General features: G+C 70.9%; 16 protein-coding genes. 8 read left to right on the top strand and 8 right to left on the bottom strand.

The window, feature by feature from the left end; translation table 11 throughout:
- Positions 1-247 precede the first annotated feature (247 nt).
- The 5 genes from WBA97_RS07250 to WBA97_RS07230 are packed head-to-tail and all read left to right on the top strand — an operon-like array spanning position 248 to position 4,917.
- The gene (locus WBA97_RS07250; RefSeq protein WP_424229929.1) at positions 248-1,204 is read left to right on the top strand and encodes an ABC transporter substrate-binding protein; all 957 of its coding nucleotides are present in this window, start codon (positions 248-250) and stop codon (positions 1,202-1,204) included.
- Positions 1,205-1,242: 38 nt separating this feature from the next.
- The gene (locus tag WBA97_RS07245) at positions 1,243-2,232 is read left to right on the top strand and encodes a FecCD family ABC transporter permease (RefSeq protein WP_424229928.1); all 990 of its coding nucleotides are present in this window, start codon (positions 1,243-1,245) and stop codon (positions 2,230-2,232) included.
- Complete coding sequence (locus WBA97_RS07240; protein ID WP_424229927.1) at positions 2,229-3,023, top strand: ABC transporter ATP-binding protein; 795 nt, start codon at positions 2,229-2,231, stop codon at positions 3,021-3,023. Before WBA97_RS07245 ends, WBA97_RS07240 begins: the two co-directional genes overlap by 4 nt.
- A 53-nt stretch (positions 3,024-3,076) precedes the next feature.
- Positions 3,077-3,856, top strand: coding sequence for an SDR family oxidoreductase (locus WBA97_RS07235; protein WP_424229926.1), 780 nt, complete (start codon positions 3,077-3,079; stop codon positions 3,854-3,856).
- Positions 3,853-4,917, top strand: coding sequence for a diacylglycerol kinase (locus tag WBA97_RS07230; protein WP_424229925.1), 1,065 nt, complete (start codon positions 3,853-3,855; stop codon positions 4,915-4,917). The genes WBA97_RS07235 and WBA97_RS07230 overlap by 4 nt, the downstream gene beginning before the upstream one ends.
- A 49-nt stretch (positions 4,918-4,966) precedes the next feature.
- On the opposite strand, the gene lgt is transcribed toward WBA97_RS07230, so the two are convergent.
- Positions 4,967-6,214, bottom strand: a complete 1,248-nt coding sequence (gene lgt / locus WBA97_RS07225) for a prolipoprotein diacylglyceryl transferase (RefSeq protein ID WP_424229958.1) — start codon at positions 6,212-6,214, stop codon at positions 4,967-4,969.
- Positions 6,215-6,233: 19 nt separating this feature from the next.
- On the opposite strand from lgt, the gene WBA97_RS07220 reads away from it, so the two are divergent.
- Positions 6,234-6,893 carry a hypothetical protein gene (locus tag WBA97_RS07220; protein ID WP_424229924.1) on the top strand — a complete coding sequence of 220 codons (660 nt, stop codon included), beginning with the start codon at positions 6,234-6,236 and terminating at the stop codon, positions 6,891-6,893.
- A gap of 191 nt (positions 6,894-7,084) precedes the next feature.
- Here WBA97_RS07220 and trpA read toward each other — a convergent pair whose 3' ends face one another.
- The 5 genes from trpA to WBA97_RS07195 form a co-directional block, all read right to left on the bottom strand.
- Positions 7,085-7,876, bottom strand: coding sequence for a tryptophan synthase subunit alpha (trpA, locus tag WBA97_RS07215; RefSeq protein WP_424229923.1), 792 nt, complete (start codon positions 7,874-7,876; stop codon positions 7,085-7,087).
- On the bottom strand, positions 7,873-9,099 hold the full coding sequence (gene trpB, locus WBA97_RS07210) for a tryptophan synthase subunit beta (protein WP_424229922.1): 1,227 nt from the start codon (positions 9,097-9,099) through the stop codon (positions 7,873-7,875). Before trpB ends, trpA begins: the two co-directional genes overlap by 4 nt.
- Positions 9,096-9,905, bottom strand: a complete 810-nt coding sequence (trpC, locus tag WBA97_RS07205; protein WP_424229921.1) for an indole-3-glycerol phosphate synthase TrpC — start codon at positions 9,903-9,905, stop codon at positions 9,096-9,098. The genes trpB and trpC overlap by 4 nt, the downstream gene beginning before the upstream one ends.
- A gap of 137 nt (positions 9,906-10,042) precedes the next feature.
- Positions 10,043-10,585: a Trp biosynthesis-associated membrane protein gene (locus WBA97_RS07200; protein ID WP_424229920.1), complete on the bottom strand. Its 543-nt coding sequence runs from the start codon at positions 10,583-10,585 to the stop codon at positions 10,043-10,045.
- The gene (locus tag WBA97_RS07195) at positions 10,578-12,122 is read right to left on the bottom strand and encodes an anthranilate synthase component I (protein ID WP_424229919.1); all 1,545 of its coding nucleotides are present in this window, start codon (positions 12,120-12,122) and stop codon (positions 10,578-10,580) included. Before WBA97_RS07195 ends, WBA97_RS07200 begins: the two co-directional genes overlap by 8 nt.
- Positions 12,123-12,308: 186 nt before the next feature.
- Between WBA97_RS07195 and WBA97_RS07190 the strand changes: the two genes are divergently transcribed.
- The gene (locus tag WBA97_RS07190) at positions 12,309-12,917 is read left to right on the top strand and encodes a TetR family transcriptional regulator (RefSeq protein WP_424229918.1); all 609 of its coding nucleotides are present in this window, start codon (positions 12,309-12,311) and stop codon (positions 12,915-12,917) included.
- Between the two features lie 335 nt (positions 12,918-13,252).
- Here the strand turns inward: WBA97_RS07190 and hisI are convergent, their stop codons facing one another.
- A complete protein-coding gene (gene hisI / locus WBA97_RS07185) occupies positions 13,253-13,591 on the bottom strand; it encodes a phosphoribosyl-AMP cyclohydrolase (RefSeq protein ID WP_424229917.1) in 339 nt (112 codons plus the stop codon).
- Positions 13,588-14,349, bottom strand: coding sequence for an imidazole glycerol phosphate synthase subunit HisF (hisF, locus tag WBA97_RS07180; protein ID WP_424229916.1), 762 nt, complete (start codon positions 14,347-14,349; stop codon positions 13,588-13,590). Before hisF ends, hisI begins: the two co-directional genes overlap by 4 nt.
- Positions 14,350-14,392: 43 nt before the next feature.
- Here hisF and WBA97_RS07175 point away from each other — a divergent pair, with 43 nt between their 5' ends.
- Positions 14,393-14,959 (top strand): TetR family transcriptional regulator, encoded by a 567-nt coding sequence (locus WBA97_RS07175; RefSeq protein WP_424229915.1) that lies wholly within the window; start codon positions 14,393-14,395, stop codon positions 14,957-14,959.
- The last annotated feature ends 12 nt before the right edge of the window (positions 14,960-14,971 follow it).

Below are 14,971 nucleotides of genomic sequence, written 5' to 3'. Positions count from 1 at the left end.
CCGACTCAGACACCGCATTCCCGGCGCGGGACACTAGTGATAGCGTCGTTAGGCTGGTCAGCACCAACTGACCGGTGACGCGTTGAGGTAGCGAAGTCCGGTGTGATTCCGGCGCTGTCCCGCAACTGTCAAAGCCAGGTCGCCTCCCTGCCGCGTCGACGCCAACCGCCCCCGGTGCAGGGTCGCGGCGTGCCGGGGCCTCCCGGGTCGCGCCCGTGCGCTGGGCCCGATTACCCGAGGTGCTCCGTTGTCCTCCACCGCCAGGCGCTTCGCGGCGCTGACCGTCGCCGGCGCGCTGCTCGTCGCCGGGTGCGCGAACCGCGACCAGCCGTCCGACCAGCCACCCGGTGACTCGCCCGACGCCACGAGTACGGCGTTCCCCGTCACGGTCGACCAGCCCGGCGGTGAGCCGGTCACCATCGAGAAGCGGCCGGCGCGCATCGTGTCGCTGTCGGCGAGCAACACCGAGACGCTGTTCGCGGTGGGCGCCGGCGAGCAGGTCGTCGCCGTGGACGACCAGTCCGACTACCCGGCCGACGCACCCAGGACCGACCTGTCCGGGCTCACCCCGAACGTCGAAGCCATCTCGAACCACAACCCGGACCTCGTGGTGATCTCCGACGACCCCGGCAACCTCGTCGAGTCCCTTGGGGCGATCAACGTGCCGGTGCTCGAGATGCCCGCCGCGCAGACGCTGGACGACGTGTACGCCGGCATCGAAGCCATCGGCAAGGCCACCGGCCACGCCGACGAGGCGGCGGACCTGGTGGAGGAGACCAGGTCCGGCCTGGACAAGATCGTCGCCGACACGCAGAAGCCCGCCACGGCGCTGACGTACTACCACGAGCTGGACACCACGCTGTACAGCGCGACGTCGAAGACGTTCATCGGGCAGGTCTACGGCCTGTTCGGGCTGACCAACATCGCCGACCCTGCCGACGTGGACGCGGGCGGCTACCCGCAGCTGTCGAACGAGGCGATCCTGCAGGCCGACCCGGACCTGATCTTCCTCGCGGACGTGCAGTGCTGCGGGCAGTCCGCCGCGACCGTCGCCGCCCGGCCGGGCTGGAACACGCTGAAGGCCGTGGAGAACGGCAACGTGGTCGAGCTCGACGACGACCTCGCGTCCCGCTGGGGTCCCCGCGTCGTCGACCTGGCCCAGTCCGTGGCGGACGCCGTGACCAAGGCAGGCGAGCAGAACTGACCGCGACCCCCACCCGCCTCCGCCCTGGCGTGCTCGCCATGGCGGTGGCGGGGCTGGTCGTCGTGGCGTCGCTCTCGACGCTGCTCGGCGCCGCCAACCTGGGCTGGTCCAGGGTCGTGGCTGAGGTGTGGGCCCAGCTCACCGGCGGCACGTCGCCGCTGACGGCGACCGAGGCCGCGATCGTGTGGGAGGTGCGGGTGCCCCGGGTCGTGCTGGCCGGGCTGGTCGGCGCCGCGCTCGCGGTGTCGGGCGCCGCGTTCCAGGGCGTGTTCCGCAACCCGCTCGCCGACCCGTACCTGCTCGGCGCGGCCGCTGGCGCCGGCATGGCGGCGACGATCGTGGTGGTCGCCGCGCCGCAGACGACCGGGTGGATCATCGGGCCGCTGCCGGTCGCCGCGTTCGCCGGCGCGGTCGGCGGGGTGTCGCTGACGTGGGTGCTGGGCCGGTCGGCTGGCGGTGGCACGGCCGTGCTGCTGCTGGCCGGGGTGGCGGTCGCGTCGTTCCTGACCGCGGTGCAAACGTTCGCGCAGCAGCTCAACACCGACACCATCAAGCAGGTCTACAGCTGGATGCTCGGCGGCCTGAACACGTCGAGCTGGCGCGAGGTGCTGGTGACGCTGCCCTACATCGCGGTGGCCTCGACCGTGCTGTGCCTGTGCGGGCGGCTGCTGGACGTGCTGGCGGTCGGCGACGACGAGGCGGCGTCGCTCGGCATCAACCCGGGGCGGGTGCGGGTGGTGGTCCTGCTGTCGGCGTCGCTCGCGACCGCGGCGGCCGTGTCGGTCAGCGGGCTGATCGGGTTCGTCGGGATCGTGGTGCCGCACGTGGTGCGGCTGCTGGCGGGGGCGAGCTACCGCGTGGTGGTGCCGCTGTCGCTGCTGGGCGGGGCGATGTTCCTGATCATCGCCGACCACATCGCGCGGACCGCGTTCGCACCCGCCGAGCTGCCGCTCGGGGTGATCACGGCGTTCACCGGCGCGCCGTTCTTCCTGCTGGTGCTGCGGATGTACCGGGGGCGGCTGCGATGACGGCCGCACTCTCACTGCGTGGCGTCAGCGCGCGGTACGGCACCCGGGTGGTGGCCTCGGACGTCGACGTGACGCTGGAGAAGGGCGGCTGGCTCGCGATCATCGGCCCCAACGGCGCCGGGAAGTCGTCGCTGCTGAAGTCGATCGTCGGGATCGTGCGCCACGATGGCGAGATCCTGGTCGACGACGTGCCGATCTCGGCACTGTCGAACCGCGAACGCGCGCGAGCCATCGCGTACGCGCCGCAGACCCCGCAGCTGCCGGACCGGCTGACGGTGACGGACTACGTGCTGCTGGGCCGCACGCCGCACCTGCCCGCGCTGGCGCGTGAACGCGGGTCGGACCTGGCCGTGGTGTCGCAGGTGCTGGAGCGCCTGGACCTGGCGCCGCTGGCGGCGCGTGCGCTGCAGACGCTGTCGGGTGGTGAGCGGCAGCGGGCGGTGCTCGCACGGGTGCTGGCACAGGAGGCGGGCCTGCTGCTGCTGGACGAGCCGACGACCGGGCTGGACATCGGGCACGCGCAGGCACTGCTGGACCTCATCGACCGCCTGCGCCGCGAGGAGGGCGCTACGGTGGTCAGCACGCTGCACGACCTGACCCTCTCTGCCCAGTACGCGAACCAGCTCCTGTTGCTGGACAAGGGAAACGTGGTCGCGTCGGGCACACCGGCCGAGGTTCTCACCCGGGACACGATCGCCAGCCACTACGACGCCAGGGTGGAAGTCCTGACCACCGAGGACGGCCAGATAGTGGTGGCCCCGACCCGCCCCGCGCGAGTCCGGCCCACCTGATCCGTGCCGGTTGGACTCGCGGCCGATTTGGTAGAACGTGTTACAGTTTTTTCGTGATCCTCGACCGGTTCCTGGTTACCGACCAGGTGGCCGTCGTGACCGGGGCTGGGCGTGGGATCGGGGCCGCGACCGCGGTGGCGCTCGCCGAGGCCGGGGCCGACGTGGTTCTCGCCGCGCGGACGGCGAGCGACCTCGACGAGGTGGCCGAGCGGGTGGCGGCCGCTGGGCGGCGCGCACGGGCCGTACCCGTCGATCTGTCCGATGTGGACGCGGCGGCCGGGCTGGCCGGGATCGCGCACGACACGTTCGGGCGCCTGGACATCGTGGTCAACAACGTCGGCGGCACCTACCCCCGCCCGTTCCTCGACACCACCACCGACTTCCTCGAACAAGCCTTCCACTTCAACGTGTCCACCGCGCACGCGCTGACCCGCGCCGCCGTGCCGTTCATGACCGAGGGCGCGGTCGTGAACATCTCGTCGATCATGGGCCGGGTCGCAGGACGCGGCTACCTCGCCTACGGCACCGCGAAGGGCGCCCTGTCCCACTACACCGAGCTGACCGCCTACGACCTCGCGCCCCGGGTGCGGGTCAACGCGATCGCGGTCGGGTCGGTCGCGACGTCGGCCCTTGACGTCGTGCTGACAAACGACGAGCTGCGCGAGAAGATGACACAGGCGACACCGTTGCGTCGCATCGGCACGGCGGAGGAAGTGGCCGCCACCGTGCTGTTCCTCTCCTCCCCCGCTGGTGGCTATGTGACCGGCAAGGTGCTCGAGGTCGACGGCGGCCTCCAGCAACCGAACCTCGACCTGGGACTGTCTGACCTATGAGAGTCGTGCAGTGGAGTACCGGCAACGTCGGCAGGCACGCGCTCGCGGGCATCGCGGCACATCCCGGCCTCGAGCTCGCGGGCGTCTGGGTGTCCACTCCGGGCAAGGTGGGCCGGGACGCGGGTGAGCTGGCTGGGCTCGGCCGCACGCTGGGCATCGCCGCGACCACCGACGCGGAGGCGCTGATCGCCATCCGCCCGGACTGCGTGGTGTACACGGCGATGGCCGACGACCGCCTGACCGACGCACTGGCCGACCTCGCGCGGTTCTTGCGGGCCGGTGTGAACGTGGTGGCCAGCGGTCCCGTCTTCCTGCAGTTCCCGCACGGCGTGGTGCCCGACGACCTGGTGGCGCCGATCCACGCGGCGGCGGCCGAGGGCGGCGCGTCGCTGTGGGTGAACGGCATCGACCCCGGGTTCGCGAACGACTGGCTGCCGCTGGTGCTGACGTCAGTGTGCGAGCGCATCGACCGGGTGCGCTGCCTGGAGATCCTCGACTACTCGACGTATGACAACGCGAAGATCCTGTTCGACATCATGGGTTTCGGCCGCCCGCTCGACGACACCCCGCTCCTGCTGCTGCCGGGTGTGCTGTCGCTGGCATGGGGCAGCGTGGTGCGCCAGCTCGCGGTCGGGCTCGGCGTCAGGCTCGACCGCCTCGAGGAGGAGGCGACCCGGCTGCCCGCGCCACACCGGATCGAGGTACCCGCCGGGGTGATCAAGGAGGGCACGGCGGCGGCACTGCGGTTCGAGGTACGCGGCATGGTGGGCGACCGCGCGGTGTTCGTGCTGGAGCACGTGACGCGGCTGCACCCCGACCTCGGCCCCGAGTGGCCGACGATGCCGGGCCATGGCGGCTACCGAGTGGAGATCACCGGCGAGCCGAACTACACGCTGGACCTGCACATCGAGGCCTCCGACGGCGACCACAACACCGGCGGCCTGAAGGCGACGGCGATGCGCCTGGTGAACGCGATCCCGGCCGTGGTGGCCGCGAAACCCGGGCTGCTGACGGCAATGGACCTGCCGCTGATCACCGGCCGGGGCCTGGTCAGCCGCTGACCCCGAACCCAGCCGCTCTCGGCAGTTCTGGCCTGCCGGGCGGCCGATCCTAGCTGTCGGCCTTCGACGAGGCGTCCGACTTCTTCTCGGGCTCGGTCACGTCGTCGGCCTTCTCGGCGGCCTTCTCGGCGGCCTTCTCGTCGGCCTTCTCGTCGTCCGTGACGTCAGCCTCGGCCTTGTCCGCCTTCTCCGGCGCCGTGGCGTCGTCGTCAGCGTCGTCAGCGTCGTCAGCGTCGTCAGCGTCGTCAGCGCCGTCAGCGCCGTCAGCGCCGGCAGCGCCGGCATCAGTATCAGCGTCGTCGGCGTCGTCGTCCGCGCCATCGGCGTCAGGATCCGGCGTGGCATCGCCGTCCGGTTCGTCGACCGGAGGCGCGTCCTTGCCGCGCAAGGTGGCCGGGTCCTCCCGCTCCCCGCGCGACCGCGCGAGCACGAAGTACACCGCAGCCCCGATGAACACGAGGATCGACACCCAGACGTTGATCCGCACCCCGCCCACGAGCGTCGCGTCGTCGGTGCGCATCAGCTCGATCCACGTGCGGCCGAGCGTGTAGCCCATGACGTAGACGGCGAACGCGCGGCCGTGGCCGAGCCGGTAGCGCCGGTCCACCCACACGACGAGCGCGGCGACGAGCAGGTTCCAGAGCAGCTCGTACAGGAACGTCGGGTGCACGGGGCTGCCGTCGACCGGGATGTGGTTGATCGCGACGCCGTTGAGGTTGTCGGCCTCGCCGAGCTCGTTGACCCGCCGGTACAGCTCGAGACCCCACGGCAGGTCGGTCGGGCCGCCGTACAGCTCCTGGTTGAAGTAGTTGCCGACGCGGCCGATGGCCTGCGCGACGACGATGCCCGGCGCGATGGCGTCCGCGTAGGCGGGCAGCGGCACGCCCTTGACGCGGCAGCCGATCCACGCGCCGACGGCGCCGAACGCGATGGCGCCCCAGATGCCGAGGCCGCCGTCCCAGATCCGCAGCGCGTCGAGCGGGTTGTTGCCCTCGCCGAAGTACCGGTGCCAGTCGGTGGCCACGTGGTAGAGCCGGCCGCCCACCAGGCCGAACGGCACCGCGAACACCGCGATGTCGATGACCGTCCCCGCGGTGCCGCCACGGGCGATCCACCGCCGCTCACCCCACCAGATCGCCAGGATGATGCCGGCGATGATGCACAGGGCATACGCGCGGATCGGGATGGGCCCGATCTCCCACACGCCCCTGTCCGGGCTCGGGATGCTGGCCAGGAAGACACTGGACGCCACAGTCACGCGCGTCACCGTAACGGGCGACGTGTGTGGTGTACGCATCAGGTCCGGGAATTGGGCCATGGCTACTCTGACGACCGTGGTAACGCGGGAGGACGTGGTCGCCTGGGCGGCACGGAACTACGGGCCGCGCCACGCCGAGCAGCGGGTTTCCGAGCAGGCGGCCGCCTTTGTGGTCGACACGAACGACGACGCCGTGTTCGACGGGCACGAACAGCCCGGGTACGGCGGCGTCTCGATCGTGGTGCGCAAGCAGTCCGGCGGTTACTGGCAGGTGAGCCACGATCCGGTGTCGCAGAGCGTGTACCTGGCCGAGAACGACCGGGCCCTGCGCCGCGCCATGAAGACCGCCGGACTCGATCCTGCCCGGCCGACGGGCACGATCGGCACGGCGCCGCCGTCCGCGGTGACCCGCGCGCAGGTGGTCACGTGGCTCGCGACCCGCAGGGGCTGGCGGCATCTCGACGACCGGATCACCGACCTGGGCTGGGCGTACCTGGTGAACACCCAGCCCGACAACGTCCTGGACGGCAAGGCCGCACTGTCCCGCGACGCCGGTCCGCTGGTCGTCGCCAAGAACGGGGCCGTGTGGGCGCTGCCGTGGTCACCGGAGACCGTCTCGGCGCTCGCCGCGCAGGACGAGACGACCTTCCACAACCGCATGTTCACGGCAGGCCATCCGCTGAACCCCGACCAGCCGACTGAATGGATCCCGCGCTGATCGGGTATCCAAGCGATCACTCAGTGGTATCGGCCCAGCGCATCCTCGGGGCCGCAGGCGGTTGGTGGTGCAGTGCCGTCACGTTCCCCTGAGGTCACTGTTGGACAGGTCCAGACCCTCGCACAAAGACCCATGGGAGAGGCCCTAATTGTCCGAGCCGGGAAATCCGGCACATAATCCGGCGGCCCACACTAGCGGGTGAGCGCCGGGCGGCGGACTCCGTCGGCCAGCTCTGCCGTCAGCGCCCGCACCGGTGCGATCCCGTCCGCCGCCCTGGAGACGAACGCCGAGCCAACGATGACGGCGTCCGCGAAGCCCGCGACCTCGGCCGCCTGCTCCCCCGACCGCACCCCGATGCCGACACCGATCGGCAGCGACGTGTGCGCGCGTGCCCGCGCGACCAGTCCGGCCGCTTCGGCACCGACCACGTCGCGGGCGCCGGTGACGCCCATGACCGCGGCCGCGTACAGGAAACCGGTGGTCGCCGCGGTCGTCGCGGCCAGCCGCTCCTCGGTGGAGGACGGTGCGACGAGGAAGGTCCTGGTGAGGCCGTTGGCGTCCGACGCGACGAGCCAGTCGTCGGCCTCGTCCGGCACCAGGTCCGGCGTGATCATGCCGAGACCACCGGCGGCCGCGAGGTCGCGGGCGAACCGGTCGACGCCGTAGCGGAGCACCGGGTTCCAGTAGGTCATGACCACGGCCTTGCCGCCTGCCGCCGACACCTGTTCGACGACCGTGAACAAGTCCCGGAGCCGGAACCCGCCGGACAAGGCGGCGGCCGCCGCCTCCTGGATCGTGGGGCCGTCCATCACCGGGTCGGAGTACGGGACGCCGATCTCCAGCAGGTCGCAGCCCGCGTCGACCATGGCCTTGAGCAGGTCGATCGAACCCGGCACCGTCGGATAGCCGGCGGGCAGGTAGCCGATGAGCGCGCCACGGCCTTCCGCCTTGGCCGCCTCGAAGACGTCGGCGACCGCGCTCATGACGTGAAGCCGAAGTACGACGCGGCGGTGTCCATGTCCTTGTCCCCTCGCCCGGACAGGCACACCACGATGAGCCCGTCCGGCCCCAGTTCCCGGCCCAGCTTGAGCGCGCCTGCCAGCGCGTGCGCGGACTCGATCGCCGGGATGATGCCCTCGGTGCGCGACAGCAGCTGGAACGCGTCCATGGCCTCGGCATCGGTGACCGAGCGGTACTCCGCGCGGCCGGTGTCCTTGAGCCACGCGTGCTCCGGGCCGACGCCAGGATAGTCGAGCCCGGCGGAGATCGAGTACGCCTCGGCGGTCTGACCGTCCTCGTCCTGCAGCAGGTAGGACATGGCGCCGTGCAGCATGCCGGGCGTGCCCTCGGACAGCGTGGCGCCGTGCTCGCCGGAGTCGATGCCGTGGCCGCCCGGTTCGAACCCGACCAGGCGCACGTCGGCGTCGTCGATGAAGCCGTGGAAGATGCCGATGGCGTTGGAGCCGCCGCCGACACACGCGGCGACCGCGTCCGGCAGCCTGCCCGCCTTCTCCAGGATCTGCGCGCGTGCCTCCCGGCCGATGACCTTGTGGAAGTTGCGCACCATCATCGGGAACGGGTGCCCGCCCGCGGCCGTGCCGAGCAGGTAGTGCGTGGAGTCGACGTTCGCGACCCAGTCACGCAGCGCCTCGTTGATGGCGTCCTTGAGCGTGCGGGAGCCGGTGGTCACCGGGATGACCTCGGCGCCGAGCAGCCGCATGCGGGCCACGTTCAGGGCCTGCCGCCGCGTGTCGACCTCGCCCATGTAGACCACGCAGTCGAGGCCCATGAGCGCGCACGCCGTGGCGGTGGCGACCCCGTGCTGGCCGGCACCGGTCTCGGCGATGACGCGCTTCTTGCCCATCCGTTTGGTGAGCAACACCTGGCCCAGCACATTGTTGATCTTGTGTGAGCCGGTGTGGTTGAGGTCCTCGCGCTTGAGGAAGATCCGCACGCCACCCGCGTGCTCCGCGAACCGCGGCGCCTCGGTGAGCAGCGAAGGGCGGCCCGCGTAGTCGCGGAGCAGGCGGTTGAACTCGTCGACGAAGTCGGGGTCGAGCCGCGCCTTCTCGTAGACGGTGGTCAGCTCGTCCATCGCCGCGATCAGGGCCTCCGGCAGGAACCGGCCGCCGTAGGGCCCGAAATGACCGCGTGCGTCCGGGTCGTGCTGGTCGTGCTCGTGCTGGTCGGACACCTGCTCGGTCATCGACTCGGCCTCGGGCACGCCGGGTGCGAGCCCGCGGTCACCAGCTGGACCAGCGCCGCCTTGGGGTCGGGCGCCGCGACCAGGCTCTCGCCGACGAGCACCGCGTCGGCACCCGCGCCTGCGTAGGTCATCAGGTCGCCGGGACCTCGGATGCCGGACTCGGCGATCTTGACGGTCTCGAACGGCAGGCCGGGCGCGAGCCTGCCGAACACCTCACGGTCGACGTCGAGGGTGTGCAGGTCACGGGCGTTGATGCCGACCACCGACGCGCCGGCCTCGAGCGCACGGTCGGCCTCCTCGGCCGTGTGCACCTCGACCAGCGCGGTCATGCCGAGCGACTCGACGCGGTCGAGCAGCGACACCAGCGCGTTCTGCTCCAGCGCGGCCACGATCAGCAGCACGATGTCGGCGCCGTGCATGCGCGCCTCGTGCACCTGGTAGGGCGTGACGGTGAAGTCCTTGCGCAGCAAGGGGACGTCGACGACCGCGCGAACCGCGTCGAAGTCGGCCAGCGAGCCGCCGAAACGGCGCTCCTCGGTGAGGACGCTGATGACGCGGGCACCCGCGTCGGCGTAGTCCTTCGCGAGCGTCGCCGGGTCGGGAATGTTCGCCAGGTCGCCCTTGGAGGGGCTGCGGCGCTTGATCTCGGCCACGACGCTGATGTCGGAGCCGCGCAGCGCGGACACGGCGTCCCGTGGTGGCGGCGCCTTGGTGGCGCGTTCCTTCACGACGTCGAACGGCAGCGCCGACTCACGCACCGCGAGGTCCGCCCGCACGCCTTCGATGATCGACTCGAGGATGCTCACTGGCCACACTCGCCGGCGCTCGTCGGTCCCGGCTGCGCGGCCGACTCCGATGTTCCGCACGTGCTATCTGTCACCAGCCATGCCCCTTCCCGCTTAAGGGATGCTAACCCCGTGCCGTCGCGGCACATTCCACGGGTTCACGTTCGTGGTCCATCCGCCGTCGGATCGTCGCCATCCGAGAGGCCGTCCCACAGGTCCTTGTCGGGATCGCCGGAACGCTGTCCGGAACGCTGCCTCGTGTCGGCGCGCTCGTAACGGTCACCCATCGCGGGCAGCACGGTGGCGTACAAGACGATCATCACGCCCGCCGCGAGGAACGCCGCCCCGCCGAGAAGCGCCAGGCCACGACCGGTGAACAGCTCGAAAGCGCCGTCGGTGGCGATCGCCTGCCAGCACACCCAGCCGCCCGCGACCACGATGATCGCACCCAGCAGGCGGCGCATCCATCCACTGACGGCGAACACCCCCGCGAGCGACGCGAGGGCCAGCAGCGCGACCGCGGTGAGGCTGGGCCGTTCTGGCTCGGAGTCGACACCCGGGTTCAGTACGGCGTTGTCATGCGGGCTCTGTGCCGGTGGCAGCGCCTCGGCGGGGTGCCAGCTGATGTCGTTGGCACCCCACAGCGCGGCCGCGGCGCCGAGCAACAGCACCACGATCATCCACAATGGACGCTTAGCCACGATCGGTCGCGCCACGCATGGTCTGGGCGGAGGCGATGGCCGCGAGCACCGCACCCGCCTTGTTGACGCACTCGTCGTCCTCGGCGACCGGGTTCGAGTCGGCCACGATCCCGCCGCCCGCCTGCACATACGCGGTTCCGTCGCGCATCAGCGCCGTGCGGATGGCGATGGCGGTGTCGGCGTCGCCCGCGAAGTCGAGGTAGCCGACGACGCCGCCGTACAGCCCGCGCCGGGTCGGTTCCAGCTCCTCGATCAGTTCCATCGCGCGTGGTTTCGGTGCCCCGGAGAGCGTGCCGGCCGGGAAGCAGGCGGCAACGGCGTCGTAGGCGGTCTTCCCGTCCGCCAGCTGCCCGGTCACCGTGGAGACGATGTGCATGACGTGGCTGTACCGCTCGACCCGGAAGAAGTCGACGACGTTCACCGAGCCCGGCTTGCAGACCCGTCCCAGGTCGTTGCGCCCCAGGTCGACGAGCATCAGGTGCTCGGCTCGCTCCTTCTCGTCGGCGAGCAGGTCCTTCTCCAGCAGCGAGTCCTCCTCCGGGTCCGCACCACGCCACCGGGTGCCCGCGATCGGGTGCGTGGTCGCCTGTCCATCACGCACCGTGACCAGCGATTCGGGGCTGGAGCCGACGATGTCGAACCCGTCGAGCCGCAACAGGTACATGTAGGGGCTGGGGTTGGTGGCCCGCAGCACCCGGTACACGTCGAGCGGGTCGGCGTCGGTGGCGACCTCGAAGCGCTGCGAGAGGACCACCTGGAAGGCCTCCCCGGCGCGGATGGCCTCCTTGGCGACGTTGACGGCGGCCGTGTGCTCCTCCTGCGACCGCCGTCGCCGGTACCGCGGCTTGGGCCGCTCGTAGACGGCCGTGGTCGGCGGGGCCGGGGTCTGCAGCCCTCGGGTCATCTCGTCGATGCTGCGCACGGCCGCGTCGTAGGCGGCGTCCACCCGCTCGGGGCTGTCGTCCCAGTTCACGGCGTTGGAGATGAGGGTGATGGTGCCCTCGTGGTGGTCCAGCGCGGCCAGCTCCGTGGCGAGGAGCATGACGAGCTCGGGGAGGTGCAGGTCGTCGACGGTGAGCTCGGGCAGGCGTTCCAGGCGCCGCACGGCGTCGTAGCCGATGAACCCGACCATGCCGCCGGTGAGCGGCGGAAGTCCCGGCAACGGGTCGGTGTGCAGCCGCTGGAGGGTCTCCCGGAGCGCGGCCATGGGGTCGCCACCCTCGGGCAGGCCCACCGGCGGAGTCCCGGTCCACACGGCCTCGCCGTCACGCTCCGTCAGCGCCGCGGCACTGCGTACTCCGACGAACGACCACCGCGACCAGGACCGCCCGTTCTCAGCCGACTCGAAGAGGAAGGTCCCCGCCCGCCCGGCCCCGAGCTTCCGGTAGACCCCGACCGGCGTCTCCGCGTCGGCGAGCACCCGCCGCACAACGGGAATGACCCGCCGATCGGCCGCAAGCCGGTGAAACTCCTCCCGGGTGGGGCTGATCACCCCGAGCCCAGCAGCGGGAGCGGCGGCTTCGATCACACTGACCATGGGAGCCATTCTGCCCCTCCACCCGGGAGGGATCCGCACCCCGTACCGGCTTGGAGCAGCCACCAAGGGTCTGACGCCTCGACCAGGCAGCCCGGTCGCGTAGCGTGGTTCGAGGGGGCAGGAGGCAGGCCTGCGCAAAATTCACCAGCTGTTGAAAAAAGGTGATGGCTGCCGCATCATGGGCGGGTGACGGAGAAGACGACCGGGGTTCGGCGGCGGGGGCGACGACCCGGCGGGGCTGACACGCGTGAGGCCTTGGTCAGCGCCGCTCGTGAGGTGTTCATCGAGCAGGGCTATGACGGCGCCACCGTGCGGGCCATCGCCGGACGGGCCGGGGTGGACGCGGCCATGGTCAACCACTGGTTCGGGGGCAAGGAGGGGCTTTTCGCCGAGGCCGTGCTCAAGTTGCCCTTCAATCCGCAGGACATCGTCGAGATCCTTGTCGCCGCACCGGCCGATCGGGTCGGGGACACGATCGTGCGAACCTTCCTCGGTCAGTGGGACGCGTCCGGTGGCGGGGTGTTCACCGCGTTGATGCGCAGCGTCACCAGCCACGACGAGGCCGCGGCCATGTTGCGTGACTTCTTCCTCAAGTTCATCTTCAAGCAGGTCATCGGGAAGTTCTCGCCGGACCACCACGACCTGCGCGCCACCTTGATCGCCACGCAGATCGTCGGGCTCGGGATGGTGCGGTACGTCGCCCGCTTCGAGCCGCTCGCCTCCGCCGGCATCGACACGCTCGCCGCGGCCATCGCGCCCACGCTTCAGCGGTACATCAACGGGACCATCACCTAGTGCCCCGTCAAGGTGGAGTGGGTCGTTTGTCCGTGGATCCAGGTGGTCGCCGGCAAGGCGCGGGGAAGCCGCTCGTACCGGGTTGTACTTGGGCTTTCCCGCAACGCCGCCAGCGGCCGCCTGGGCCGAGGAGAAACGTGCCCTCTTCGCCTTGACGGGGCACTAGTGTCCCGCGCCGGGAATGCGGTGCGTGAGTCGGTGGATCCAGGTTTCTGCCGGCAAGGCGCCGATCCTCCCTCGTACCGGGTTGTACTTGGGTGGATCGGCAACGCGGTCTCGTCGGCCCGGCACTCGCTGGGCCGCCGAATCAGGTGCCAGATTTCCGGCGCGGGACACTAGAGCAGGCGGTCCTGGTCGAAGCAGGTTGCCGCGCCCGTGTGGCAGGCGGCGCCCTCCTGGTCGACCACCAGCAGCACCGTGTCGCCGTCGCAGTCCAGGCGGACCTCGTGCACCCGCTGGGTGTGACCCGACGTCTCGCCCTTGACCCACAGTTTGTCCCTGCTGCGGGAGAAGTACGTCGCTCGCCCGGTTTCCAGCGTCATGGCCAGTGCCTCGTCGTCCATCCACGCCACCATCAGCACCTCGCCGGTGCCCCGGCGCTGGGCCACCGCGCAGACCAGGCCTTCCGGATTGCGCTTCAGCCGTGCCGCGATCTTCGGGTCCAATGTGGTCATCGGACCACCACATCCGCCTGTCGCAGCGCGGCTTTGACCTCGCCGATGCGCAGCTGTCCGAAGTGGAACACGCTCGCGGCCAGCACCGCGTCCGCGCCCGCGGCCACCGCGGGGGCGAAGTGCGCCGTGTCGCCCGCGCCGCCTGACGCGATCAGCGGGACGTCCACCTCAGAGCGGACCTTCCTGATCAACTCCAGGTCGAAGCCCGCCTTGGTGCCGTCGGCGTCCATGGAGTTCAGCAGGATCTCCCCCACCCCGAGCGCCTGGCCCCTGGCGGCCCACTCGACCGCGTCGATGCCGGTGCCCTTGCGGCCGCCATGCGTGGTCACCTCGAACCCGGACGGGGTGCCCTGCGCACGGCGCGCGTCGACCGACAGGACCACGCACTGCGCGCCGAACCGTTGCGACGCCTCGGAAAGCAGCTCCGGACGCAGGATCGCCGCCGTGTTGATGGACACCTTGTCCGCACCCGCACGCAGCAGTCGGTCCACATCGGACACCTCACGGACGCCGCCGCCGACCGTGAGCGGGATGAACACCTGCTCGGCGGTGCGCCGCACGACGTCGAAGGTCGTCTCGCGGTCGGAAGAGGACGCCGTGACGTCCAGGAACGTCAGCTCGTCGGCACCCTCCGCGTCGTAGGCGCGCGCCAGCTCCACCGGGTCGCCCGCGTCGACCAGGTTCGTGAAGTTGACGCCCTTGACGACGCGCCCGGCGTCGACATCGAGACACGGGATCACCCGAACCGCAACTGCCATGCCACCGAGGATACTGACCAGCACCGACAGCGAAGGAGCCAACGTGGCAGGCCGCCGCCCCGGACAGACGCAGACGCGGGCCGACATCCTCGCCGCCGCCCGCAACCAGTTCGGCCGGCGCGGCTACGACGGCGCCACGATCCGCGGTATCGCCGCGGAGGCAGGGGTCAACCCCGCGCTCGTGCACCACTTCTTCGGGTCGAAGGAGCAGGTGTTCGTGGCGGCCTTGAACCTGCCGGTCACCCCGGCCGCGATCACCGAGGCCATCACGCAGGGCCCGCGCGACCAGATCGGGGAACGGGTCGTCCGCCTGTTCCTCGGGCTGTGGTCCGCACCCGAGACGCGGCAGTCGTTCCTGGCCCTGGTCCGGTCGGTCGCCGGCAACGAGCAGATCGCGTCGCTGATGCGCCAGTTCCTCGAGCACGCGGTCGTCGGCCCGGTGTCGGCCGCGCTCGACCTGCCGCCACTGCGGCTCACCGGCGCCGCCTCGCAGGCGTTCGGCCTGGCCATGGCGCGCTACGTGATCCAGGTGGAGCCGCTCGCGTCCGCCACCGACGACGAGGTCGTCGCGCTGGTCGCGCCCGTGTTGCAGTACTACTTCACTCCTTGACCGATACCGGCT

The organism is Actinophytocola sp., from assembly GCF_049647105.1.
In the GTDB taxonomy this organism is placed as follows: domain Bacteria; phylum Actinomycetota; class Actinomycetes; order Mycobacteriales; family Pseudonocardiaceae; genus Actinophytocola.
This window is presented reverse-complemented; position numbering and strand designations above follow the sequence as displayed.